This window comes from Spirosoma foliorum (assembly GCF_014117325.1).
GTDB lineage: Bacteria > Bacteroidota > Bacteroidia > Cytophagales > Spirosomataceae > Spirosoma > Spirosoma foliorum.
The window spans coordinates 3,244,193-3,271,116 of record NZ_CP059732.1 but is presented as its reverse complement, the minus strand read 5'-3'; the positions used below and the strand labels follow the sequence as shown (position 1 = coordinate 3,271,116).

The following is a 26,924-nucleotide window of genomic DNA, read 5'->3' as shown; positions in this document are numbered from 1 at the left end:
ATGATCAGCCATAACATCCGTTAAAAGTTATTTTAACAGGGTTTTGCACGCCTAATAGGCGTCTTGAACGGCACGCGCTTGCTGTGGGTTCAGAACAACCCCCCGAATTTCTGGATAACGTTCGTCTATGATTGCCAGAGCATCTCGTACCCATGTATTTTCGGTGGGGTTGGGCTGGGCATCACCAAAATGGGTAATCAGAATTGGCTTCAGGCGGATGTTATAGTCTAAATGCAGGCGAATCGTGTTGTGGGCCAGTTGATATAAAGCCGCGAACGAATGGTTTTGGTGGTCTTCGTCCAGATCTGGATTGTTGATGACCTCGAGCCCAAGCCAATCTACGTAACTGGTGCCCGGATAATGGTTTACGATTGTGGACGGCTGCGTAGGGCACCAAACCCAGATCACATTGGTTACCTCTTGTTTCTGTAAAAAATTGACCATGTACTGCCATGCTTGCCGGTAGCGTACTAACGTGCTTTCCTGCTTTGTGCCCCATGCCCGCGTTGTATCGTCAAAGGCTGGTGCGAAACTGAGCAACACCGGCTCTTTGTACCGTTTTATAGCACCAACCAGTTTTTGTAAATCGGTGTTATAACGGCCTTCTTTAAGGTTGCTCAAAAAGGCTTGTAACTCCGTCTCTGACCGTTGTTTATGAGCCGATGTGTCGATAAGTGCAGGCTCCAGGTAGAGAAGGGGTAATTTATTTAAAATGGTTGACAGATTTGGGTCAGCAATGGCTTGTTTACCGGTAGGATTAACAGACCAGGCCAGATGCTGGGGCGAAATTACCTGAATGGGCAGCACTACGGGTTTTGAGGTAGCTGTTCGTTCTGTTGGTTGGCCGCTTGTTTCCAGACCATAATAGAAAGGCTGTGTAGTGGCAAAGCGAACTTCGTGAGGAAGCGTTGACGTTTTTTTGCGACTGGTATACGCTACTAAACCCGTTGTTAAAATCACGACCACACCAAATAGCGGTATGGCCGAAAGGCGTATCCAGCTATACAAACCGTATCGCATTTGCCAGATAGCAATACGAAGAGGCCACACGATTGGCCGCTGAAACGAGATTTTGGTAATCCAGTTTTTTACCATTCCCAATACTTTCTCCTGCCCGATCAACACATTGAGACTCAAAATATAGCCATTCAGAATAGCGAATGTGATCATCAGTTCCGAATAGATATTGCTCACGGCAAATCGCCCATAGTGATAGATGCTATAGCCAATAGCGCCCACAGTTAGCAACAATATCAGCAGGTTGGGTAGGCAGAGAATGAAGTTATTGCGCGGCTGGTCGCGCTTTGGGGTTGGCAGGTAAGGGACATCTATTCGGAAAATGGTGTAAATAAGCCCCAAAGTATAAACCCACCAGGTACCGCTACTTAGTACACCGCCAAGCGTATGAAATCCTGCTTCATGTTTTTCGATGAGCCAGCGTTGCGCATATTGCCGGATCAGAAAAGCCGTGACCAGAAGCGGTAAATAGGCCGTCCCGAATACCAATAGGTCCAGCTTCAGCGGAAGCCTCATCGTGACCAGCGAAATGATCGGAATGAGCAGGTCAATCAATTGAACAATACCCAGTAAGTAATATAAAGGCATTGTCAGGTAATGCAGTCGTTGCCGCCACGACAATTGACTAAATACTTTTGGATACGTAGTCACAAGTAGTTCAAACGTTCCGCGTGCCCATTTGAGTTGTTGCTTATAATAGGCCGATAAAGTCGATGGTACTAAGCCGTATGATAGGGGCAGCGGTACATAAACCGACGCCCAGCCTTTGCCGTGCAATTGCATGGCGGTGTGCATGTCTTCGGAGAGTCCGGCAGCGTGACCACCAATCGAATCGAGTGCTTCCCGTCGGAAGGTACAATTGGCTCCAATAGCCTGCGCGGTTCCATAGTTTCCCATGCAGGTCATCATTGGCCCATAAAATGTGTAGGTCTGCTCGGCAGCCCCAAACGCAACCAGGCTTTCCCGGTAATTATAATAAGCCTGTACGCACTGTACAAAGCCAATAGTAGGATCTTCGAAGTAGGGGAGAACGTGATCCAGAAAGTCAGGCACTGCTACATGGTCGGGGTCCAGAATAACACAGATCTCGCCCGTAGCTTGTTTGAGGGCATTGTTAATGTTACCGGCCTTGGCATCCTTCTTATCGGTACGCGTAACGTGCCGAACTCCCATTTCGGCGCAAACCTGCCGCAGATAAGGATCATCGGCCTCATCGCACAAATAAGTCGTGTGAGGGTACGGAATTGCCTGAATGGCTTGAAGAGAGTTCAGTATCATCTCGTAGGGCTCGCCTGCACAGAACGTCGTCATGATGTCAACGCTCCAGGTTCTTGTGGCTTTCGGAGGAGTTGAGGGAACAACGTTCCAATAATGATACCACTCGTGCAACAAGCGCAGCAATTTGAAAGATACCGATATAGTCAGTAAAGCAAACAGCCAGGAGTAGCCTCGATTGCTCGGCTGAAGATACACCCAAAGGAATCCTACAATAAACAATATACCAACCGAAATGAGTATTCTGATTAGTCGTTTATCGCTCTTTTTAAAGGAGAAATTATAGGCTTCGTTGGGGGTTGGTTGAGTAAAAAGTTGCCAGTTCATGATGGGTTAGCTATGTGCGTTGTTAAAGGCGCTTCAATCTCACTTGACTGGAGCGCCTGAAAAAGGCACATTAAATTGGGCAATCTAGTCGCATGACGATTGGCTATATCTGTTTCCTGACAGCTTAGCGTTGCATAAAAAACAGATTGCGTATCTATACGACTTGTTTTTATGACTTCGAAAAGTTGAAGTGGTCAAAATAAATTACTTATAAATTTTAGCGAGTGACACTTTTGGGAGGCCGTATGACCCCGATGGGGTCAAATGTTTATAGCTAAGAGGGTCTCTCTATAAACATCTGACCCCATCGGGGTCAAAAATATAGTTGAATATAATTTCGCTTAATTACCCCAGAAATGCCACTCGCTTGTGGTTGCTTGTACTGTTGCCCTTTACTGGAATCTACAGCTAAAAGCAGGGAGAGGAAATTTGACAATAAGACTTACATGAGCCCCTGTCGATAGGCTTTTAATTCAGAGAATGAAAGCTTATACGCTAATGTGAAAACGGCATAAACAACCCCACCCAAGGCGATTTCTACCATAGTGTTGACTAAGCCTGTATAACCAACAAATGATTTGTACAGGCTAATGATACCCACCATCACCAGGCAAAACGTAACGGGTTTCGCTATGTTTTTCAGGAATTCGCCTATGAAATCGCCAATCAGGTAATGCACCATACCAAAGTTGACGAGCATATTAAGAAAAGTGGTTAGCATAAACGCACTGGCTATACCCGTTACGCCCCACCGAGTTCCAAAGAAATAGACGAGTGGAATTTTGACGATTAATGTACCTAAGTTGAGGTAGAAGAGCAGGTTAGGCTTTCCCTTGGTGAAGGCAATTGTATACAAAGGGTGGCTCAGGCAAATGAAAATTCCAACAAAGACGAAAATGCGAATTAGCTCGGCCGTTTGATCCCAGCCAGGACCATAAATTAAGGGGACAACACCATCGGCCGTAATGAATAGGCCCGCCAAAAGCGGCAGGTTACAATAGCTAATGAAATCCAGAATCTTCAGGTACGACTTTTTCAGGTCGGCGGTGTTTTCCTTCATCTTGGCCAGTATTGGGTAGGCAACCTGCAAAATGATCGGGTTGAGTTTCATGATCGGGAAGACGCACAACTGATACGCAATGGTGTAGTAGCCAAGCATTTTGACGCCTAACATACCCCCGAGAAAAATGTTGTCGACATTCGTTTGTACGAAGCCTAAAAAGCCATCGCCCATGCCGAAGAGGCCAAAACGGAGGTGTTCCTGGATGTTACCCAAATTAAAGAATAACCTCGGCTTGAAAAACTGACGCCCGAATGTAATCTGTAGCGCAGATTTTATGGTCTGCATCACTAACGACCCAATAATAAGCGACAGTTCATGGTAGCCGTTATAGGCAAGCGTTATCGTAACCGCCGATCCAATTACGGTTCCACCAATGTCAATAATGGCAACAGATTTGAAACGAAGCTCTTTTTCCAGCAAGAACATGTAGATCTGGCCAAAGTAAGCAATCACGAAATAGTAAGAAGATAAGTTTAGTACATGGTCTAGTTTAGGCTCGTGATAAAACGATATAATGAACGGGGTACTGATATGAATGACGATAAAGATGAATAAGCCAATCAGCAGATTTAGGTAATACAACGTTGATAAAACGTTTGGGTCGCTTTCCTGCTTGTAGATGATCGAATTCGAAAAACCGAGATTGGCAAAGACCGTAAAAAACGCAATAATCAAATTGCTGATACTGACAATGCCAAAATCAGACGGAGCCAGTACGCGAGCGAGTATGGCGACCTGCACGAATTGAAACAGGGTTGAAATAACAGTGGAAATGGTGATCCACTTACCCCCGTTCATTGCCTTTTTTGTATTACTCATGTGGAAACGCTACTCGACTATCTGGGTTGTTGTTTATAAATTAATATGGTCAAAACTACTGGGCTTTAACCCATTTTCTGACTACCCTTGCCTTCCCCTGCTGGACCGCCAGCAGATAATTACCTTTTGGTAATTGCCTTAAATCGAGTTGCGTACGAAAGATACGCCCTGACTTTGGCAAACTTACTTGTCTGAACCGTTGGCCTGTGCTGTTGTAAACACTAATTTCTACTGGACTCAGACTGTTATTCTCTACCAGTAAATCTACGGAATTTGTTGATGGAGCCGAGACAAACTGTAAGGTGCTTAGATCGGGAGCACTAATTGATACCGGTACGACAAAGACTGGCGTTTCACTGACGCTTAATCGTATGGTGCCTGTTTGACTTACCTGTATCCTTCGGGTCATCTGATCGCGACCAGCAGTTGGTGTACAAATTTGTACGGTATCGCCCTTCGGAATCGCTAACGTATAGGTATCTGTTCGATCTCGCTCATCAGGTATCATGAGTACATAAGACGAACGGCCATTTAGTTCGTAACGATCAATGAGTAGATCGGAGGGGCCGCCAACGGGTTTAAGCGACTCTTTATAGCGATAATCGCCCAATAGGTTCATTGCCTGGTATATATAATCCGCAGCGGGTTTGCGGGTTTTATCCGTATTCAGTAAACCCATCGAACTAAACTGAACCGGATTGGCTGGATTATCGTCGTAGGCCTGAAAGAAAAATACACGATCAATACCAACCCGACTGAACAATAAAGCGGTTCGCAGAATCCAGTCGGCCTGCGTTTCCAGAGCGGTCTTCCTGCCAGTAGACAGCGCATGGAATGGGCTTCCCTGATTGATATCGTAACCCGTTTCCGTAATCCAGACGGGCATTCCATTTGCATACTGACGGGCTAGTTTGACAAATGAAGCTGCCTGAGCACCCACACCGGCCAGCTCAGGAGCCGCTCCGCGCTTTCCTCCGCCCCCCCTGCGACGATTGAGCGTCGTTTGCATATAGATGTTGATTGATAACGTCCCAGCAAAGATTTACCGAACCGTCGGGGCGATACCCTCTAAACTCTTTACACCAGTCGATCATTGCCCTGATATAGTCGGTGGTTGCCGTAGACATACCACCCATGACAACTGTTACTGAAGGGTCGGCGTTTTTTACGCCTACGCCTGGCCCTAAGGTGTTTTTATGTCCATCATAAAATGCGGATAAATTAGCCGCATACTCCCTTGCCGATTGGTATCCGTTACGGCCTTTCCAGGTTTTATCCGGCTCGTTGTTGCATTCAATGTAGCGAACCAACCCTAGGCCCATCTTAACCGAGTTGACACCTGCTGTCGTCTTCACCGAACTCACCGATAATAGCGATGGGTTTATTCGCTTATTGAAGCCATAGCGGGCTATATACTGAAAAGCCACCCGAGCATGGGCAAGGTATGATTTGGGCGAAGTAAGATCGGAACCGTACTGAGCGGGAACGTTGCTATAATCACGGCCACCTGCTGGGTAGGTGTTCTCCATCCACTTCGGGAGCGTTTGAAAACAGGCTAATAGGTCAATTCCCTCTGCCTGAAGACGAGTATACATGGCATCATAATCCCAGCTTCCACTGAACGTAGGAGTATAGGTGTATTGGCCTTTACTCGCTTCCAGTTTATCCCAGTCCATGTATTGCCGCATCAATGAAAAACTCTTCAGGGCATTTACACGCGTATCATCTACAGGGCGAAGCGCCGATGGGGCATCGGGATTTTCAACGTACCATTCAAATCCATTGATACCCAGTTTATGTCGAAAAGGAGTTATTGGTAATTGAGCAAGCGCTGGTTCATGCCCTTTTTGGTAAGTACCGTATAGTTCAAGTTCGGTTGGGTAATCACCAGATGTGTTCAGGACCAGGTAGCGGGCGTTGGTGATGGGCGTCTTAAGGTTAAAAACATCGGGCTGGTCGGGATCGGGGCCGACCCATGCCTGATACTTACTCCCAATAAAACGGGCAATTGGAACGCGCTCCCATCGGTCTGTTAATATAGAGAGCGTGACGGGTTTATCCGTATTCATCCCCGCACCATCATAGAGACGAATACTTGAAATACTCAATTGTTCTCCTTCGAGCAAAGGGTAATACGCATCGAAGTTCGTTAGAATTTTTCCCCAGCCGGTATTAACACTTTCAGTTGTTATGCCATCGAAAAGACCTTCAAGTCCCGTTGATACATTATTGATCTGATACCAGCGTTTGGGGTCAATGGGTATTTTGATGGAAGTCCCATGCCGAAAGGGAGCGGGAGGGGGTAATGCCTGGCTGCTTTCCTGCGTCTTTATAAAAAGCAGCAGTACGAGCAAGGCTCCCAATAATGTTATTAAAGTTCTTTTCATGGGTTAGATGACCTGACAAGCTACTGTCTGGCATTCGGATGATTCGTTAATCGTGGACATCGCCCAAAAAGGCAAAACCCGGATTAACGCATCAGTAAAATACGGCCAGTTTGAACGGTTTCACGTTTGGGTGATGAGCTCGACTTATAGGTAATCTCCCAGGTATAAGTGCCTACAGCACAAGGTGTACCCGCAAAATTGCCGTCCCATTTGTGAGCCGGATCAGAACTGGTAAAAATTAAACTGCCCCACCGATTGTATACTTTTAAAGTAAACGAGTCTGAGGCAGCAGACTGAAGGAAAACAGACATGGTGTCGTTTACACCATCATTGTTTGGCGTAAAAGCATCCGGAACATACACTAACTCAGGTTGCCCTACACACTCGCTGCACTGTTTTACCTGTAAATCGTCGATAAGCATATCATTGCCACACCCTAAATCGCCCTGATTGTTAATTAACTTTACAACAATCTCGTCATTAGATTCTGGTGCCGTAAACAAAATTGAACAACGACGCCAGGTGGGTGTGTCTGTCTGCAGAATCTGACCAATATCGATCGATTGAATAAGCAGTCCCTCTGTCGTCTCTACACGTATTGTCAGATTAGGGATCAGCGCATCCAGGCACGTTCCTGTTTTCAGTAGATTCAGCACCCACATCGAAAATTCATAACTGGTTCCTTTGCAAAGAGCCCCTACGGGTTGCTGATAAAATAGTCCAGCTTTGTCTCCTCCATTGATAACCAGCATATTGCCCTGTACATCGCCCGCAGTATGATCAGTTGCAACCGTGTACCAGGTTGCATTGAAACAATCGCTCTCGAGTGCTGACGTAATGGTGTATTGGCCATCGCCTGGGCAATCTATTGGCTCGTACTCATAGGTAGTTAATCCGGTTATTGAAACAGGGTTGCTGGCAGTACCAAATGTTTGATTGAATACGATTCCTCCAGATGGGTCTGCACAAACCTGAGCAGTAGCGGCTTGGAAACAGCTATAGAATAGCCAGGCAACCAGGCAGATTGCTATTCGTAACTTGTTCGCTATCAGAAAAGTGTTTCTGATAAATTTACGGATCGCAGAAAACATACTTACCTTTTTGGACTGAACTGCCGAAATTTGGTCACCATTTTTTACATTGAACTGTCTAGTAGTGGACTATACTAGTTGAGTGGGTAACTTTACGGTCTGATTTTTAACTAATGGCAGGATAATTTATGCCTGATGCCTTCCTATCCAGTACGACTCTGTCAGCTGTTTCGTGGCAACCTTTGTCGGCCTGTTCTTATGCCGATACAGTAGCGATCTTTCGGTTTTACGTAGCCAATGCTGTTGATTATCAATACCCTGAATTACAAGATCACGAAGTTGAACGGGCACAGCTGTACCATCGACAGGAGGATCGTCTTCGCTACATTTATACCCGACGTATCTTACGAATCTTGCTTGGGCGCTATGTAAACAAGCGCCCGCATGAGCTATGTTTTATTGAAGGTATCAATAAAAAGCCCGAACTTGACGATAATGCAGGTTGGTTTATGAATGTCTCACACTCAGGCGATTGGATCGTTGTCGCTATTGCGAAATCCAGTGTAGGCGTCGATACCGAATGGGTCAATCCCGATTTTACATTTCAGGACATAGTACCGCAAAGTTTTAGTCAGCAGGAGCAAGAGTATATAGAAGCTAGTGCCAATCGTCGTTTCGCATTTTACGACTTATGGACCCGGAAAGAGGCCCTACTTAAAGCGACGGCGAAAGGACTGGATGACGATTTTGCGCAAGTTCCAGCTCTGGTCGGTACATATGTACTGGAAAGTCGGCTGATTGGGGCGTCAGGTCATTGGGTGGTGGCTGGCTTTTCTATTTGCGATGACTATCCGGCTGCAGTTGCCTATCGGCCAATAAACGAGGTACCTAAATTTTATACGGTTGATAGTGGCTTATTTTCTCATTTTGAGTCATAAATATAGTCATTCTAACACCGGGTTTTAACCCGGTGCATTTCATTCTGTTGTTTTTGCGCCGGGTTTTAACCCGGCGGTTGGAGGCAACTGTTTACTGAACTAATCAGATCTATATGCAGCAATTAATGCTGAAGTTCCTTTACGTTGTTGCGTCGCTGCGCTATCCCGGAATCCGACGGGATCTGCGGTATTTTGTTCGAGATAACTATTACGCCCGGCTCAATCAACTTCGGTTTATTGGCGCCGATTACTTTACCAAAAAGCCCTATAAAGTGGTTGATTATCACGGCGAATTTGATCAGGAGTTACGTTATGTTCTCCCGTTTGCCTACTGGCATCACCTCAATGGAACACTGAAAAAAACCATATCCTGTACCAATACAAAGGAGTTTTATTTTTTTAGTGAACAGCACGTAGAGCAATACGAAAAACGGGTTTGGCAGGCTGGATATGGCTATTATGATGTGCCCAACATGACCCATAGTCCAACGTTTAGTTATACGAAATTTGCTCAGGTTCCTTTTAAAAAGCAGTACAAAAATGACCTGTTTGTCTATAGCAAACCCATTTTACTAATTGCCAACAAATACAATATTGAATGGGATAAACCACCCATCAATTTTCTGGGCATAGCCGAGCTGGATCGCATTATTTCAACCTACAAAGAAAAGTATCAGATCATTTACAATCGCCCACTCTCCACTCAAATCGTGCTGGACAACAGCGAAATAATGGATTTGAATGAGCATGAGTGGATTCGGAAACAGCATCCCGAAGTAATCCTGATGCATGATCTACACGAACAGCACAAAGGGTCGGTCAACAATTTCAATCATCTTCAATTACTGGTTTACGCCAATACCGACCGATTTATTTCGATGCACGGCGGAACTGCTGCGCTGGCCAGCTATTTCGGTGGGATAAATATCATTCTGTCGCATCCGGGCGGTGGTATGGAGCACCACTTTAACGAATACGAGACTATTTTTCCGTCTCTTTCTGGCGCTAAAATCCTACACGCAAAAACCAAAGATGACGTGTTTCAATACCTGAGTGAACACTATTAGGCCCTGCCTCCCTGGCATTTAATCTACATTCAACAACGGTTCGATTTTATAAATGCGCAAACTCTAAAAAGGATTGCGTGGGAGTCGTTGTGCCGATATTGAGAAATACGTACCTTTGATTAGGTCTATAGTTTAATTATTTGAAGTAATTGTTGGCTTTTATTTGGCTTGGTTAGTATATCCTGCCTGGTATTTGCGTTTATAAGATAAGTGCTACGAGTCTTCAATTGAAAAGATTGTAACGCAGCTTCCTGACAGAAAGGCAAATAGATCAAGAAGAGAATTTTAATTTTTATAGCTGTTATGCAACGACGTTCCGTACTGAAAAACTTAGCCATGACCTTCGGCGGCCTAGTAAGTCTGCCAGCCTGGGCTTCTGGCTGGACACCAGATGCGCCGGGTTATGTTTCTACCCTGGCCTTCGACGATGAGCTTCTTTTGAGTGAAATTGTGGGGACAATTATTCCGGAAACGACTACGCCGGGCGCAAAATCGCTCAAAGTACACCAGTTCGCGATGCGGATGATTGCTGATTGTTACGGCGAGCCTGCTCAGACGTTGCTGAAACAAGGGCTTCCATTGGCAGACTCAACAGCGCAGCAAGCCTATGCAAAGCCATTCAGTGGCTGCGATGCGCCCCAACGCCTGGATGTACTGGCCAAAATGACTACCTCAACCGATACGCGTGGAAAAGCATTTGTCGATATGATCAAGCAATTGACCATCCAGGGGTATATGAATTCTGAATACTACCTGGTTAACGTGGAGAAATTCAACATGGCTCCCGGTTTTTATCATGGTTGTGTTCCTGTATCCAAATTGGCTGTACAGGGTGGTCGGTAGTGTAATTTTCAATAGTCAATTTCCCCTTAGCACGTTATCTCATGTCTTTCTTAAATATAGATTCTGTTAAAGATCGCACGTTCGATGCCATTGTTGTTGGCTCGGGTATTAGTGGTGGCTGGGCTGCCAAAGAGTTGACCGAAAAAGGCTTGCGTACACTGGTTCTGGAACGAGGACGCGATGTAAAACACATTGTAGACTACCCAACCACGATGATGCAGCCCTGGGAATTTCAACATTTGGGCCAGTTAACCAAAGAGATGAAAGAGGCTAACCCGATTGCCAGTCGATGTTACGCCTTCCGGGAAGATGCCACGCATTTTTTTATTAAAGACAACGAGCATCCTTATGTTCAGGAAAAACCTTTCGACTGGATTCGGGGCTATCAGGTTGGGGGTAAATCGTTGATGTGGGCTCGCGGAACCCAGCGTTGGTCGGAATATGACTTTGATGGTCCCGCTCGCGATGGCTTTGCCGTCGATTGGCCTATTCGTTATGCCGATATTGCTCCCTGGTACAGCCATGTTGAACGCTTTGCGGGTATCTCGGGAAACAAAGATGGATTGGCTGCATTGCCTGATGGCGAGTTTTTACCGCCACACGAACAATCCTGTATTGAGAAGCACTTCACGGATGAAATGGCGAAGCATTATAAAGGAACTCGTCCCATTATCATTGGTCGTTGTGCTCATTTGACAAAGCCGCAGCCTATTCACTTTAAGCAAGGGAGGGCACAGTGCCAAAACCGATCTTTATGCCAGCGAGGTTGCCCGTATGGAGGCTATTTTAGCAGCAACTCGTCGACACTCCCCTGGGCAGCTCAAACGGGGAAAATGACTCTCCGTCCCGATTCGGTTGTTCACTCCGTTATTTTTGATGAGAAGAAAGGGAAAGCATCTGGTGTGCGGGTGATTGATGCGCATACCAAAGAGATGACAGAGTATTATGCCCGAATCATCTTCGTCAATGCCGCCTGTCTGAACAGTAATCTCATTCTCCTGAATTCAAAATCCAGCCGTTTCCCCAATGGTCTGGGTAATGATAATGGTTTACTGGGTAAATACGTAGCTTTTCACAACTTCCGGACAACCATTTCGGCCGAACACGAAGGCTTTCAGGATACAACGACCGAAGGTATTCGTCCGAATGGGAGCTATATCCCTCGGTTCCGAAACGTGTTCAAACAGGAAACCGACTTTCTGAGGGGCTATGCGGCCGGGTTTGGCTCCAGTCGGGCAACCAGCGTAGACACGTCGGCGATGGGCGAAGACCTGAAGTCGAGCCTGATGCAGCCCAAGTATGGCAACTGGCGTGTCAGTTCGCACATGATGGGCGAAACCATTCCGAAGGAGAGTAATTATGTGACGCTCGATTCAACGTTGACGGATGCCTGGGGAATTCCTCAACTGAAAATTTCGGTGGCTTATGATGATAATGACGAAAAAATGATTCGCGATTTTCATGAGCAAATGACTGAAATGTTGACGATTTCAGGCTTTAAAAACATCCAGACGCACGATAAACCAGACAAAGCACCCGGACTCGATATTCATGAAATGGGGGGAGTTCGGATGGGGAAAGACCCAAAAACATCCTTGCTGAATAAGTGGAATCAGCTTCATAACTGTAAAAATGTATTCGTTACAGATGGAGCCTGTATGACATCCACGTCAACCCAAAACCCATCATTGACATTTATGGCCATTACAGCACGAGCCGCCGACCATGCCGTGAAAGAAATGAAGAAGGGATTGTTGTAGGGGTGCGTTTATAAATTCAAGCCATCAGTAGACGTATGTTGATGTGGTGTCGGTTTCTTAAAACTGACACTGTTGCTGACGCGAAAATGTCGGTTTTGAGAAACCGACACCACGCTAATACTAACACGGAGAACACAGAGTTAATAATCAATCTCTGTGTTCTCCGTGCCTCTGTGTTAAAAATAACTTTACAGAACAGCTTCTTTAGCCCAGGCGTTGGGCACTTGCCGAATAACAGCTTCAAATTCTTCGGCCCGTCGTGACCAGGAGTTGTTTTTAGCCATGTCGATTCGGGCATTTACGCGTTCAGGATTTGAATCTGCTAAGGCCCGGCGAAGTGCCTGTGCAAACTTTTCTGGACTGTCGGCCAACTCAATTACCCCGTCGAAATCATCAAGTAGCGAAAAAGGAGTTGATACAACAGGTAAGCCAGCCGCTAAATACTCATTGATTTTCAGTGGGTAAATGGTATACGTATGCTCATTGCAAACAAACGGAATCATGGCCGCCTGCATCTGAGCCAGCAAAGGCGGGAGGTCCGCTGGTTGATGTGGCGGTGTAAAAATTACATTTGAATAGGTGGATGCGAGCTTTAAAAGGCCGGGTTCATGGACTTCACCGACAAACTGAAACGTAACATCTGGCATCGTACGGACACAATGCTCGACTAACGATAGATTGATTCGATTATCCGCAGTCCCCAAATACCCTACTATTGGTTTTTCTGGTGCTGGTTGCTGTCGAGCGATCTGGTAGGCCTGATTGAATAAATCGAAATTAACCCCATTTTTCACGCAATAAGCATTCGGCTGTAAGGCTGACTTAGAACGTCTTAAGGTCTCTGAAGTAGTCACCACCGCATCCACGCTCCGAAGATAATCGGGCTCGAAACGGCTGCCATGCCGACTCATCCAGTTAATAATCGTTATTTCATCAAAGCAATAGTAAATCGTAGCGCACTCATTGAGCTGATGAAGCATCGGCAACCCAAAAACCGGGTTCAATCCATTAATTACCAACGGTCGAGCCATGTTTAACTCACGCATGACGCGTCGAAGCCCTTTAACCAGTCGCTTTACATTTTGCTGAACCAACAAATCGTGTGGTTTGGCGGACATCCAGTTGACGGGAAGCATTAATGGGGGCGTCCACACATAAACCTCGCTACCATTGGCAAACGTCTTTTTCGTGAGTGGGTTCTTCAGCCGGACAGCTTCCTGAACAGGCATATCCTGACGGCCCGCCACACCCATAGCCCAGTCTTTCAGGGTATATTGATAATCAATGTACAAAACTCGGTATCGAGCAGAAAATTCGGTCATTAGTTGCACGACCGCTTTCTGGAAATCACCCTCCCAGGTAGTCTGCCCGAGACAAACTATACTATCAAACTGCTGCATGTATGCAAGAAAAAGCGTCCTTTCGGATAAATGAGAGCATTAAAGACAACTAGATAGGTGGCGATTAACGAACGTGGTATGTGGCTATGGATTAGCTATAGAATTGAGCGAGTAAAAATAAGGGTTTATCTGATTCGGAAATACGTGTAATTCTACTTAGTTTTTGGTCTTATCGCCATAAGAACGAGAACTCGGAAAATCGAGTAGACATTCCTGCTTAAAGAGTCATGCAAGATTAGATTTGCCCATTTGATGTGATCCCGATGGTGTCATGCGTTTATAGCAAATAGGTCTTTCTATAGACATATAACCTCATTGGGGTCACACAAACTATAAATTGTAGTTGGATAGTTCACGTTGTGAATCGACGACTTATTGATTCATGGAGTCGGCATAAACAGTCAGTAATTGATTGGCTGTTGCTTTCCAGGAGAATAAGGCTGCCCGTTGCAGTCCTTTCGTTCGTAATTCGGCTCGTAGATTGGGTTGTGTGATGAGCCGATCAATGCCCGCCATCATTTCTTCGGTTGATGTTGGATTTACTAACAAAGCGGCATCACCGGCTACTTCTGGCATTGATGAGGTCGACGACGTTAAAACGGGTGTTCCGCAAGCCATAGCTTCTAAAATAGGCAGCCCGAAACTTTCCCTTAATGATGGACATAGGAAAATGGTGGCTGCGTTATATACCAGTGGTAAAATGTAGTTTGGAATGTAGCCGCACAAAATAATATCGTTGGCCAGATCTTGCCCGTCAATTTCGCCAAGAAGATCGGTGAGCGTAGCGGTAGGCAAGTTCGAAATAACGACAGGTAGCGTCAGTTTACCTTGTCTTTTTAGTCCTAATAGCGCTTTTAGTACGCCTTTGACATTCTTTTTGGGATCGGTATTTCCTAGGAAAAAGATAAACTCTTTGGGTAATTCATATTTCGACCGAACGGTCTCAATTTGCTCCATATCCTTGATTACCTTAAACTGGTCGCTAACAGCATTCCAAATAGCTACAACACGTTCTGGCGATAGGTGTAGATGATCAACAATACGCTGCCGTTCAAAATGAGATACCGTAATGATCCGTTCACATTCCACTACAATTCGGGGTACGTTCCAACGCCGATACTGATTGCCAAATCGTTGATACCAGCTACCTGCCAGCATAGGCTGATTTTCCAGGAAAATAATATCGTGCAGGGTAAGCACAATAGGTACTGAGCAATTCAGAGGTGCCGTGTTGGCTGTGCAATGTAACAAGTCAATACCGTGTTGCTTGACTGCTTTAGGCAACGCATATTGTTCCCATACAGGGTAAGGCCCTCCAGGTAACTCTACGATTTGCATATTGGACGAACTAGGTAATCCGTCGCGATCTTCATCCGGTTTTACAAAAACGACGAACTCATGCTCCGAACAGGTAGCCAGTGCTCGAATCGTTTCGAGCGCTACGATGTCCATGCCGTGCTTGTGAGGTCGTAGGAGACGTTGTGCTTCGATTCCGATTCTCATGCTTGCTTATGGGTATCCCACCTATCGCAGGTGGTAAACAGAAATGAATTGATAAATAAAATTGAACTGGTAGGAAACTGGCCCAGAATTGGGTTGGTGTAACTCACAACGCATATACCGGTGAATTCGGCCAGCAATGCAATCATCATCGTCGTTACCCAGGGGTCTTTTAGTTGCCAGATTTTAATGGTACCGATAAGGATAAAACTGGCCAGCATCAATAAATAAAGGGTGAGCCCAACAACGCCGGTTTCAATCCAGATCTGAACATACCAGCTGTCAGTTGGTATTTGTGCGGCAAAATAATTGGGTGAAAAGCGTTGTCCGGCGCCCGATGAGGTTCCAATTCCTGCGCCAAATGGTTTGTCTTTCAGGAAGTTTCTTAGCTTTTGCTGGTTCTCAAGACGTACCAGGAAGGAAGCATCTTCGGTAGGGTGCAGCGCTGAACGAATCCGCCAGATTTGATAAACAGAGTCACCAATGTGGGTGAACAGCAGAATGGCGAGTACGGGGCCAGCCACCATAAGTCCTCGCAAAATGTGAACGGGGTTTCGCTTCAGGCCGAAATAGGCTGGAAAACCAGCTAGAATTACGAATAAAGCACCCCGTGTACCCGAAACGGCAAATCCCCAGAAAAGAATAATGGCCAGGAGTACGTAGACAATACGGTACAGCCAGGAGTCAGTTTCAAAGAATAGAATAAGGCAGAGCAGGGTTACACCAGCCATTTCAGAACCAAATTGACCGGCGTCGGAATAGAACGAAAAGCTGCGTAGTTGGCCCCACAAAATATGCTGTTTCTCAGCACCTTCGGCCAGCCACCGGAGTTCGGCGGGTTCCAGACCAATGTACTGCTGCTTAAAACCCCACAAGGCTGCAAAGAATGACCAAACGAGCCATACTATAAAAAGTACCTTTATATCCCCTTTGGTAATCGGGTTGACAGATACAATAATGGCAAGCAGGAACCAGCTTAACGAAAAAGAACGAGCGTGGTAAAACCAGGAAGAAGGGTGGGGGTGCTCGGGATTAAAATACTCCAGAATAGTAAACGAAAGCCACACAATCAATACCCAGAAGGCTGGACGACGGAGCCTTTTCCATTCCATTCGTTTCCCATTCAGGAATGTACTCAGCAACGTCAGTACCAGTATCCCGTCGAGTCCTGTACCTACGGCTATATCAGCAGTCAGAAAGCGGGTAAACCCAATTAGAAAACTCAGATTAAGATAAATGAGCAAGCCGAGCCTTGGTTCTAGCAATACACCCACCAGGAGAATGATAGCTATCGGGACCCCAACCGACATCAGAACGCCCATAGTACCCCACGACCCAATGAGCCAGCCAGCGGTTAAGGCACACAACACGCCCACCAATGTGAGCAACCAACGGTTGTTGCGCCATTGGTCTGCAGGGGAGAGCGTATCGTTAAACAAAGGATTCATTAATTAACTATTGGGCTTTAAGTCTGGTACTTAGATGAAGAGGTTGTCTTATTAATTAGACTCTATCAGGAAAGTGGGGTCACTAGACTATTAGCTTACAATTTGTATTTTTTTGAGTTTGTACCTTGCGTTACACCGGTGATAAACTTGTTGAGGTCAAATTCCAGAGGGTACCTTTGAGAAAGGCTTTGGCGTGCGTTATCTTGCCGGATACAGCGTAGGAGACTACGTGTTTTGGGAGCACACATACCCCAAAAAACAGGTAAAAGACAAGGCGCTGAAATGACGAGGAGTGCCGTCGCATAAACAGAATGCGATTACGGGTCAGGTAGTATGTGCGGAGGGGGCTATTCTGCCCAACAGATGCCGATTCTTTATGCAGAATAGAGGCTGTTGGCTGATAATAAATTATAAAACCAGCATCCCGAATCCGTTGCGACCAGTCGAGTTCTTCGTAATACAGAAAAAAACGCTCGGCAAACCGCCCAACTTTTTCGACTACGTTCCGGCTTACCATCATAGCGCAACCGTGGGCGAAATAGGTAGAATGAGGCTCATCGAACTGGCCATTATCCGTCTGATTAAAGCCAATAGCCGTTGCCGTACCTGTGTACCGATTCATTGGATTATAGCCCGCGTACTGAACAAGCTGGGGAGCATCGAAGAACCTTATTTTGGGGCAGGTAACCCCAATCTGTTTATTTTCGCCGAAGGGCTTTAATAATTCATCGAGTAACGATGGCGATAGTTCGGTATCGTTATTGACAACAAAGAAAAAGTCACCCTTCGCTTCTTGTATTCCCAGATTGTTGCCGCCCGTAAACCCTAGATTCTCTTCACTCCGAATCACCCGAAGATGAGGGTATAAGGTCGAATCGATGTAAGTCGTTAATGGTTGAATAGAGGCATTATCGACCACAATAATTTCGTAGTTCGGATACGTAAGGCTCTTGGCCGATTCCAGAAACTGGCGGGTTATTTCAGCCTGGTTGTAGTTGATCGTAATGATCGATACGAGCGCCGGCTGATCGCTGGGTTGTCTGCTATCGTCTATACGTTCTCTTTTTGCCATAAGCTGAAAAAGGTTTTCCAGATAATCTCGAGATCCGTCTTGAACGAGAAATTGGTTGTGTATTCAATGTCGAGCAGTGTGCGTTCCCGATCAGACATTGTACCTTGTCCTTTCGCTCGTTTCTTCACCTGCCACAAGCCCGTTAAGCCAGCTGGACCAGCAAACCGTTTGGCAAATTCATCGGAAGTCAATTTCTCGGCTTCATACAGCGGTAATGGGCGATTTCCTACCAACGACATGTCGCCGATCAGAATATTGATTAGCTGAGGAAGTTCATCAATGCTACTGTTGCGAAGAAAGGTGCCAAATCGAGTTATACGAGGATCGTTACGGAACTTCATGAATTTGGCCGAGCCTTCTGACTCTTCCAGGTATAATTTTTCACAGATTGATCTGTTGTGATCGACAAGCAGGCTCTGACAGGAAATTCCTTGTTCACGACAACTGCTGCACAACTTCATAACACCATTTACGGCTTCGCCATTGGGTTTGGTTTGGGCGTAAATATTTTGAGACGATAACTGACTGAGCTGTTGATCGGCTGATACAGTCATAGTCCGAAATTTGTACATATCGAACACATGGAAATTAGCACCAGCACGTTTTGATTTATAAATAACAGGCCCTTTAGAGTCCAGAAGTATCAGTAGTGAAACTAATAGCATGACTGGCGAAAGGAGAATAAGTATGATCAGCGAAACGCTCAGGTCAATAGTGCGTTTCCAGAGCGGTAGTTTAAAGTGCTGGACAACTGGGCTGGGGGAGTCATCACGAAAAGACTGTACCTGACTGTGTAGCCCCAGATAGTAATCAAGTTTTGCCTGAATTTTATAGTTTTCCTCGTTGATGACCAATATATCGGTTACGCCTGCAGCAAGCGTTGATTTTATTAAGTGAGTTTCCCCGAAGCGACAGGTGATCAGGAAGGGTACTAAGCGATAGTCGGCTTTGTTTCGGACCATCGTGACCATCGCCTGGCCACAACGTTTATCCGCGATAATCAGGTCTACTTTCTGACTATCGGTTAGCCACTTTTCGGCATCATTCCCAGACCTGAATCGCACGATTGAACAGGTTGCGCCAGCAATGGTAGCAAGCCGGTTGGCGATTAAATCGTCTTCCATTACCAATAAGACACAAAATGAAGGCATTCGATATTCAGTTGGGGAAATTTTAATAAGTTCTAATTCGCTGGCATTAACAATTGTGTGGTATACCGTTATCGTGCGGATATACGCCTGACGCCAGCCTAAGAAATTCTTAAGAGGTTGTGATTAAATCTGAATTTTTCGTACAATAATCCCAGATCTGTAGATGTATTCTCTCAGATTCAGTTAGCGAGTGCTTTAAACGAATTGATTGATCCAGTAAGAATAGTTTTGGATAATACCCGTTAAGGTATTATCTCAACCAATTCAGGAATTACGCACTTTGGGGAAGAAGGTAGCTGCCAAACAACATCGAGAAAATACGAGATTTCTGAAGCCAAAAAGGCTTGTTCTCCGATTGCTCCGTCATCGAAACCAATCGCCGTTGCGGCTCTTCGATAGGAGAATCGGCGCGTCGTAGCAAAGCATGTAGTTTAGCTTTGACTTCAAGTGGATTAAAGGGTTTCGACAGAAAAGCATCGACACCTTGCTCCAAACACTCTATGCGAGTTGCACTGTCTGGTGCGTTAGAAAGAATGACCACAGGGGTCTGAGAAGCCAATCGGCTCATTCGAATAAGCTTGGTTAATTCAAGCCCACTAAAAAAAGCCAGATCAAGTTCCGTAAGTACACAATCAAACCGATTACCCTGGATCAACAAACGGGCTGCTTCTTGTCCTGTACTAGCCACTGTAATTTTAAAATCTTTACTAAGCGTTTGTACAAGTATATCAACCACGTATGGATTTTCATCCACGACAAGTAAGTGGTGTTTGGTGTTCATTTTATTAATTTTTTAAGTACTTATGGGTTAGATTTTGAATTTTTAGACTATCCCCCAAATCGCCGGTTACTATTTGTAGTAAAAAAAAACTATGCCCCACTGCCTTTTGCGCCGACTCGTTCATGGGGGAAATAAGTCTATTAAATTAAATAATATTGATATATTGTTTTGTTAACTTATTGACTATTATCTATTTATGTAGATTTTTGCTATGTCGGCGAAACCTGCATCTACAGAAGATCATGCCATAGGAGGGGGAACTGAGTAAAATACAAAATTGATTAAGCGGTAGGTAATTTAATGTAGTTATGATCCATTTTAATCCAATTGAGGAAGTTTTTTGATAGCCAACAATCCGTAGGTATCCTATCCGTTTTGGTACAAAGCCGTATCTTTGGGCTATGTATACGTTGCTTTTATGAACCAACCAACCCTTTTCCAACCGCATCGGCGGACTACTCTGCTTCCTCACTTGATTGCCGTACTGGGGCTACTCGTACTGGCTATCATTTATTTCTCGCCGGTTTTGTCCGGTAAAATTCTGTCGATGCACGATGTGCAGGAAGCTTCGGCATCGGCTCGCGAAATCCGCGAAATAGCTCAGCAAACTGGGCAAAAGCCGCTATGGACCGATGCTGTTTTTAGCGGAATGCCAGGCTACATGATCGATTTTAATTACCCATACATTCTGGTTTATAAAGCCGTGATGGCCGTAGTTAATATACTGCCCAATACGGCCAGTATCATCTTTATGGTGATGCTGAGTATGTATATTCTGCTGGTCGTGCTGGGCTGTAATCCGTGGCTCTCGGCTCTTGGTGCTGCTGCCTATGGGTTCGGTACATTTAGTATAGTCAGCCTCGAAGCAGGGCACGTTTCTAAACTTTTTGCGCTGGCCTATGGAGCTGGTATGCTGGCTGGGGTGATTCTGGCGCTCCGGGGCCGCTATTGGATTGGTGCTGCTCTGATGGGATTCTTTATGTGTATGGAACTTGGAGCCAATCACATACAGATTACCTATTACTTATTTATGACAATTGGCCTGTATGTACTCATTGAAGGAGTTAGCCTGATACGGGCAGGTAAAGGTCGCCAGCTCACACTTGGGTTGCTAACGCTGGCCGTGGCTGTTGGCCTGGGGGCCGGAAGCTTCGGTAAACGGCTACTGGTTCTCAATCAGTACACCAAAGAAACAATTCGGGGTAAGTCGGAACTGACGGCTAAAACAACCAATCCTGATGGAAAGGCACCTAGTAGTGAATCGAAAGGTGGTTTAGATAAGGATTATGCCTTTACATATAGCTACGGTAAGGGCGAAACCTTAACGCTGCTTATTCCGAATGCTGCCGGTGGCGCTTCATCGGGAGGGGGCCTGTCAACGGATTCTGAATTTTATAAGGCCATGGTAAACCGTGGTATTGACCCTTCGGCTGCCAAGCAAATGGCCGAACTAGGGGCGCCAACCTACTGGGGCGATCAGCCAATTGTAGGTGGTCCTGCTTATGCGGGCGCAGCATTGCTGTTTTTGTTTATTCTGGGCCTGTTCGTAATTCGGGGTTCGATGCGCTGGTGGCTATTGAGCGCCACGGTGCTGATGGTTATGCTGGCCTGGGGTAAAAATCTGCTGTTTTTCAATGAGTTTCTGTTCGATTATCTGCCTTACCTGAATAAGTTCAGAGCCATGACGATGGCCTTCTGTCTGGCGCAATTATTCATTGCAGCAGGGGCGGCTCTTGGTCTTCAGACAATTGTAAATCAGAAATTAACCTTTGCTCAACTGAAACAACCCTTATTGGTTAGTCTGGGGCTAACGGCGGGTGTTGCCTTAGTACTGGCGGTAATGGGTGGAGCATTTTTCTCGTTTCAGTCACCAAACGATGGCCGGATTCTGTCCAGCATTTTCGGGGAAGCGGGTAAGGAATTTCAGAGCGCCCTTATCAGCGATCGGCAGAGTTTGCTGAGGGCCGATGCTATTCGGTCTATTATCCTGATTCTACTGGCTGCTGGGGCAGTATGGTTGTTTATCACCGATAAAATCAAAACCGTTATCTTCTATCCGCTGGTGTTGGCAATCGTTGTTTTTGATTTGTTTTCGGTTGACAAACGCTTCCTGAACAGTGCCGATTTTGTCTCCAAAACAGTTGCCAGTGTTCTGTTTGAGCCAACCGCAGCCGATCAGCAGATTTTGCAGGATAAATCACTGGATTATCGGGTGTTCGACCAAACGGGGTCGTTTATGGAAACTAACCGGACATCGTATTTCCACCGATCAATTGGCGGTTATAATACGACCCGATTACGGCGCTATAATGAGCTTATTAGTCATGCGTTCCAATCGAATACGCTGAATATTCTGAATATGCTGAATGCCAAGTACGTTATTCAACCTGGACAGCCTGACCCTGCCAATCCGCAGCAACAGGCTGGTCCCGTTGTTATTCCAAATCCAGAGGTGTTGGGTGCAGCCTGGTTTGTTGGGAACGTACTGCAGGTAGCTAATGCCGATGAGGAAATGGCGGCCATGAAGACGCTGAATCCCCGCGATTCGGCTGTCGTCGATAAACGATTTGCGGCCGAATTGGGTAATTTGCCCGGCAAGCTGGATCATACAGGTAGCACGATTCAACTGACAAGTTATCGCCCCGATAAGTTAATTTACCAGACCAATGCAGCACGTGATGGACTCGCTATTTTCTCGGAGGTCTACTACCGGGGAGATGAGGACTGGCAGGCATTCATCGATGGTAAACCTGCGCCACACCTTCGGGCCGATTATGTACTGCGGGCCTTGCGTATTCCGGCGGGTAAACATACCATTGAATTTCGGTTTGATCCGCCTTTAGCGCACACGGGCGATACCGTTGACTTGATCTGTAATGTCTTATTGATTCTGTTAATTGGCTTTGTTATCTTCCATGAAGGACGCAATCGCCGTAGTGAACTTGTATCTGAGCCAACTCCTGTAGTGCCTTCATCACCAGAAATGCCATTTAGTACCTCAGAACAGACGAAAGCAACTCCACCACAACGTAAGACGGGAGGGACAAAAACTCGGTAGTGACTAAAAACCTATAAGGTCTTTGAGACCTGCTGTACGCCATAAAGATTGATCAAAGCTCGCGCCATTAAGTTTGGTGTTTTGTTCTTTGAAAGACGGTTAACTTTTGGATGCATTGCTCAGTCAGAGTGGTGGCCGCTAGTTCTTTGACCACCTTGTAGTCAGAGAGAACCTGCCAGCTTTGGCCATCAGCTCTCAGCCGTAGCTGAACCCACTGATGGCCAAAGGATAAGCCCACACTGTAAACCTTGCCAAAATGGACGATTTGCCCACTCACGGAGACTTTTCGTGTATAAAGTTTAGGCATCAGAAAACAGTACACACGCTCAATGGAGAAGTCGGCTGGGCTGTAAGCTCGACGACTTGTTTCCAAAGTAGGATAAGCGGCCAGTCGGCTTTTGCCTGCCAGCCGATGCACGGGATAACGAGTTCGCTGTAGAACCAGGCTAGCTTGCAAGCGTAGCTGCAAATCAGTCAGATCGGCGGCTTTATTGATCTCAGCCCAGCGAGCTGTGGTGTCCTGCATTTTCTCGACGCGCCCGTTTTGTTGGGGGCAGTGGGGCTTGTTCCAAATCATATCCACATCAATCCCAATGAGCCATAGGGCCAAGACAGGGGTAAGTTGGCCCGAAGGGGCACCTAGCGGTAAGCCATTATCGACGCGCATGGCCCCCGGCTTACCCCAGCGGGCAAACGTCTCAATGAGTCGTTGACGGACTTGCTCAAGGGGCACTTGGCTAATGCGTTTGTGGGGGGAAAACCAACGCTTCCAGACCGGCTCCGCTGTGTTCGTCGGTGATCGTTAGGTAACAGGCTGGCTGCCCGTCGACCAGGGTTAAGTTCTCTTTGGCATCCACCTGCCAAATATTATGAACCGCCTTCGCTTGTCCAATATGAACTTGGACTGGCTGCTGGCGGGGCTTGGTAAGGTGTTGCTGGCGAAACCATCGCTGGAGGGTACGTACCGAAGGCGTTCGCTGGGGTCCGTAGCGTTGAAGCAGTTGCTGGTGAATCAGGGGTGCTCCCCAGGTAGGATGATGGCGTTTGAGCCACAGACTAGCTCGCTCCAGAAGTCCTTCGCTCCGCCGTTGTTTAGGGCCGCAGTTGGCGTAGCCAACCTGTAAATGTCCCTGCCTCCTATAGCGAGCAGACAGATTACGTACTGTAGCAAAAGGCAGGTCGAGTTGCTGAGCGATTGTCGCCAGACTAAGTCCTTTTTGTTTAAGGGCCATAAGTTGCTCTCGCTGGCCCATTTCAATGGCGCGTCCCATACATGTTAACCGTCTTGTCAAAGAACAAAAATACTAAACTAAATGTCGCTATACACTACATAGCTTTAGGTCGTACAGCAGACCTTATAGGTTTAAATTAGGCTTAACTCATAAAAAAGGTCGACTCTACATCAGAGCCGACCTTTTTTAATGAATTAAAATTGCATCTCTGTGGCCTCCCAAGGCCATTTATGAAGCCAACGATTTCATTTTAATGCCTGTGCCGATACGCCTTCGACAGTAATTTTTACGGGCTTGATGGCGCCCTTCTCATCAAAGTACATGCGATCGATGCAGGTTTCCCGGTGATTGCCATCGGTTTCGGTTAATGGACGCCGATGGTAAACAATATACCAGGTATCCGTTCCTGGGACCTGAATAACCGAATGGTGACCGGCGCCAGTTGCCACGGCAGGATCTTGCTGAAGAATTTTTCCAACCCGCTCAAATGGACCAAATGGCGAATCGGCAATGGCATAGGCAACGGAGTAATTAGGTCCTGTCCAGCCACCTTCTGACCACATAAAATAATACTTGCCGTTTCGAACAAACATGGTAGGGCCTTCCACATAATCTTTAGGCGTTATTTCCCGAAAGATAGTACCATCGGCAAAGGGGAGAAACCCGGTGAAGTCGTCTTTCAAACGAGCAATGTTGCAGTGACCCCAACCACCGTATAGCAGATAATACTGTCCGTCTTTGTCTTTAAAGACATATTGGTCAATGGGTTGAGCACCATTGTGAATCTGCCCGACAAGTGGTTTGCCCAGATAATCCCGGAATGGCCCCGCTGGGTTATTGGCAACCGCAACGCCAATGCCACCCACTTCTTTTTTGTCGTCGTGAATATCATTCGCCCCAAAGAATAAAAAATACTGACCGCCTTTTTCGATGATCGCCGGAGCCCACATAGCTCGTTTGGCCCATTTTACAGCTGTAGAGTCGAGGATTCGACTGTGCTTGGTCCAGGTTACTAAATCGGGCGACGAAAAGGCGTCGAAAAACACCTGTTGGTTATACTTTGCCGAATAAGTTGGGTAGATCCAGTACTTTTTGCCGAAAATAACACCTTCTGGATCGGCGTACCAACCCGGAAAAACAGGATTACCCGAAGTCTTTGCCGCAGGCTTCTGGGTTTGAGCCAGTGAAAGTGACGAGGAAAGCGCTAAAAAAAGAATGGGAATGCAGACGTGGAAACGGGACATGCTCGGAATAAGTTAATAACTGAGTCGTAAAAATAAGACGGAATCAGCTAAGAAGCGCTTTGCCTTGTTTGAGGTGAAATTGGATTGGGGTGTACATGGTGAATTAGGCCTATTTAAGTTTAGAGAAGGATTGAATACATTAGCAAGAACGAATAGTTAGGACAATCGTAGCCCATAATTAGCGCTCCACAGTAGTCCATATAGACATATAATTATATGGATGAAATCAAGATATGTTAGTATATTCTATTAAATAGTAAATAAATGTTGACATTGGCTTTTAACGGTAAATTTAATTGCTTTTTTGGGTAGTTTTGTTTGTAAAAGAATGGCCTGATCTATGCTTGTCCATTTGTTATAAAAGAGAGATATGAAAATAAGACAAGCGAAGTTTTCGAATGGCAATTGGGAGACTATGTCTGAAACTCCCGGATTTCTGCCAGAAAAGGCATCTTTGGTGTTAGCATTCGGCGAACGAAGGATACTGGAAAACACAAATCCGTATCAATACTTAGACCAACTGTTCCCCGAAGCTCAGATCATCATTAACTCTACGTCTGGCGAAATTATAGGCGATAAAGTGTACGATGATACGATCGTTGTTACCGCCATTGAATTCGAAAAGACAACGGTGAGAACCGTTCAGCTTGATATTACTAATCACAAAGAAAGCTATCAGGTAGGCGAAAAACTGGCCAAAGCCCTCGACGAAGAAAATCTGCAGGGAATTATTCTGATATCCGACGGTGGTGTCGTGAATGGGAGTGAACTGACCAACGCCACCAATCGATGGTTGAACCGACCAGTTCCTGTTATTGGCGGTCTTGCTGGCGATGGTCCTCGTTTCGAACGAACAGTCGTTGGCGTCAATCAGAATCCTGTGTCAGGTAAAGTTGTTGGTATTGGTTTGTACGGTACTGATTTGAAAATAGGGCACGGTACAATGGGCGGTTGGGATGTGTTTGGTCCCGAACGCGAAGTGACCAAGTCGGTCTACAATGAATTATATCAGATCGATGATCGGGATGCTCTTGATTTATACAAAGACTATTTAGGGCGATACGCCGAAGGACTACCCGGAACTGCGCTTCTTTTTCCATTGTCAATTCGAGTGACGCCCGATTCACAGCCATTGGTACGGACTATTCTGTCGATTGACGAAACCAAAAAGAGCATGACGTTTGCTGGCGATATACCCGAGGGAGCCAGTGTTCGGTTTATGCGGGCTAACCTGGATCGGTTGGTGGAAGCATCGGCTCTCGCTGCCCAAAACGCACTGACGCAACTAGGCAAAGCTCCCGAACTGGCCCTATTGATCAGTTGTGTGGGTCGTAAGTTAGTGTTAGGGCAACGTACCGAAGAAGAAGTAGAAGTTGCCTGCGAGATTTTTGGTAGCGTTCCATATATGACTGGCTTTTATTCGTATGGTGAGATAGCGCCGGCAGGCCCAGCGTCTCCGGGTGAGCTTCATAATCAAACAATGACTATAACTATCCTTTCTGAGCAGTAAA

The 26,924-nt window shown here is 46.1% G+C and carries 20 protein-coding genes; 6 read left to right on the top strand and 14 right to left on the bottom strand.

From position 1 onward, the window contains the following. Positions 1-51: 51 nt before the first annotated feature. The 5 genes from H3H32_RS13670 to H3H32_RS13655 form a co-directional block, all read right to left on the bottom strand. Positions 52-2,619 carry a glycosyltransferase gene (locus tag H3H32_RS13670; RefSeq protein WP_182463234.1) on the bottom strand — a complete coding sequence of 856 codons (2,568 nt, stop codon included), beginning with the start codon at positions 2,617-2,619 and terminating at the stop codon, positions 52-54. Positions 2,620-3,061: 442 nt separating this feature from the next. After that, positions 3,062-4,501 (bottom strand): MOP flippase family protein, encoded by a 1,440-nt coding sequence (locus H3H32_RS13665; protein WP_182463233.1) that lies wholly within the window; start codon positions 4,499-4,501, stop codon positions 3,062-3,064. A 55-nt stretch (positions 4,502-4,556) separates the two neighbouring features. Next, positions 4,557-5,510: a T9SS type A sorting domain-containing protein gene (locus H3H32_RS37495; RefSeq protein WP_240543765.1), complete on the bottom strand. Its 954-nt coding sequence runs from the start codon at positions 5,508-5,510 to the stop codon at positions 4,557-4,559. Next, positions 5,452-6,888, bottom strand: coding sequence for a hypothetical protein (locus tag H3H32_RS37490; RefSeq protein ID WP_240543764.1), 1,437 nt, complete (start codon positions 6,886-6,888; stop codon positions 5,452-5,454). Before H3H32_RS37490 ends, H3H32_RS37495 begins: the two co-directional genes overlap by 59 nt. A gap of 83 nt (positions 6,889-6,971) precedes the next feature. Beyond that, a complete protein-coding gene (locus H3H32_RS13655) occupies positions 6,972-7,979 on the bottom strand; it encodes a T9SS type B sorting domain-containing protein (protein WP_182463232.1) in 1,008 nt (335 codons plus the stop codon). A 128-nt stretch (positions 7,980-8,107) separates the two neighbouring features. On the opposite strand from H3H32_RS13655, the gene H3H32_RS13650 reads away from it, so the two are divergent. The 4 genes from H3H32_RS13650 to H3H32_RS13635 all read left to right on the top strand — a co-directional run bounded on the left by H3H32_RS13650 (position 8,108) and on the right by H3H32_RS13635 (position 12,527). After that, positions 8,108-8,857, top strand: a complete 750-nt coding sequence (locus H3H32_RS13650) for a 4'-phosphopantetheinyl transferase family protein (protein WP_182463231.1) — start codon at positions 8,108-8,110, stop codon at positions 8,855-8,857. Between the two features lie 113 nt (positions 8,858-8,970). After that, positions 8,971-9,924, top strand: coding sequence for a hypothetical protein (locus tag H3H32_RS13645; protein WP_182463230.1), 954 nt, complete (start codon positions 8,971-8,973; stop codon positions 9,922-9,924). Positions 9,925-10,227: 303 nt separating this feature from the next. Further along, entirely contained in the window at positions 10,228-10,767 is a 540-nt protein-coding gene (locus tag H3H32_RS13640) for a gluconate 2-dehydrogenase subunit 3 family protein (RefSeq protein WP_182463229.1), read from the top strand. 41 nt (positions 10,768-10,808) lie between these two features. Next, the gene (locus tag H3H32_RS13635; protein ID WP_182463228.1) at positions 10,809-12,527 is read left to right on the top strand and encodes a GMC oxidoreductase; all 1,719 of its coding nucleotides are present in this window, start codon (positions 10,809-10,811) and stop codon (positions 12,525-12,527) included. Between the two features lie 188 nt (positions 12,528-12,715). Here H3H32_RS13635 and H3H32_RS13630 read toward each other — a convergent pair whose 3' ends face one another. The 6 genes from H3H32_RS13630 to H3H32_RS13605 form a co-directional block, all read right to left on the bottom strand. Then, entirely contained in the window at positions 12,716-13,927 is a 1,212-nt protein-coding gene (locus tag H3H32_RS13630) for a glycosyltransferase (protein WP_182463227.1), read from the bottom strand. 372 nt (positions 13,928-14,299) lie between these two features. Beyond that, positions 14,300-15,430, bottom strand: coding sequence for a glycosyltransferase family 4 protein (locus H3H32_RS13625; protein ID WP_182463226.1), 1,131 nt, complete (start codon positions 15,428-15,430; stop codon positions 14,300-14,302). Beyond that, positions 15,427-16,875, bottom strand: coding sequence for an O-antigen ligase family protein (locus H3H32_RS13620; RefSeq protein ID WP_182463225.1), 1,449 nt, complete (start codon positions 16,873-16,875; stop codon positions 15,427-15,429). The genes H3H32_RS13625 and H3H32_RS13620 overlap by 4 nt, the downstream gene beginning before the upstream one ends. Positions 16,876-17,005: 130 nt before the next feature. Beyond that, positions 17,006-17,947 (bottom strand): glycosyltransferase family 2 protein, encoded by a 942-nt coding sequence (locus tag H3H32_RS13615; protein WP_182463224.1) that lies wholly within the window; start codon positions 17,945-17,947, stop codon positions 17,006-17,008. Beyond that, the gene (locus tag H3H32_RS37970) at positions 17,926-19,098 is read right to left on the bottom strand and encodes a sugar transferase (protein WP_305791900.1); all 1,173 of its coding nucleotides are present in this window, start codon (positions 19,096-19,098) and stop codon (positions 17,926-17,928) included. The genes H3H32_RS13615 and H3H32_RS37970 overlap by 22 nt, the downstream gene beginning before the upstream one ends. 271 nt (positions 19,099-19,369) lie before the next feature. Then, positions 19,370-19,879, bottom strand: coding sequence for a response regulator transcription factor (locus H3H32_RS13605; RefSeq protein WP_182463223.1), 510 nt, complete (start codon positions 19,877-19,879; stop codon positions 19,370-19,372). A 418-nt stretch (positions 19,880-20,297) separates the two neighbouring features. On the opposite strand from H3H32_RS13605, the gene H3H32_RS13600 reads away from it, so the two are divergent. After that, the gene (locus tag H3H32_RS13600; protein ID WP_240543763.1) at positions 20,298-22,937 is read left to right on the top strand and encodes a YfhO family protein; all 2,640 of its coding nucleotides are present in this window, start codon (positions 20,298-20,300) and stop codon (positions 22,935-22,937) included. A 67-nt stretch (positions 22,938-23,004) separates the two neighbouring features. On the opposite strand, the gene H3H32_RS13595 is transcribed toward H3H32_RS13600, so the two are convergent. From H3H32_RS13595 to H3H32_RS13585, 3 genes are all read right to left on the bottom strand, one after another. After that, entirely contained in the window at positions 23,005-23,670 is a 666-nt protein-coding gene (locus H3H32_RS13595; RefSeq protein WP_182461889.1) for a hypothetical protein, read from the bottom strand. A gap of 4 nt (positions 23,671-23,674) precedes the next feature. Then, complete coding sequence (locus H3H32_RS13590) at positions 23,675-24,208, bottom strand: COG3415 family protein (protein WP_182461887.1); 534 nt, start codon at positions 24,206-24,208, stop codon at positions 23,675-23,677. A gap of 206 nt (positions 24,209-24,414) precedes the next feature. Continuing rightward, positions 24,415-25,413, bottom strand: coding sequence for a glycoside hydrolase family 43 protein (locus tag H3H32_RS13585; protein WP_240543762.1), 999 nt, complete (start codon positions 25,411-25,413; stop codon positions 24,415-24,417). Positions 25,414-25,783: 370 nt separating this feature from the next. Between H3H32_RS13585 and H3H32_RS13580 the strand changes: the two genes are divergently transcribed. Further along, the gene (locus H3H32_RS13580) at positions 25,784-26,923 is read left to right on the top strand and encodes an FIST signal transduction protein (protein ID WP_182463222.1); all 1,140 of its coding nucleotides are present in this window, start codon (positions 25,784-25,786) and stop codon (positions 26,921-26,923) included. Position 26,924: the final 1 nt, after the last annotated feature.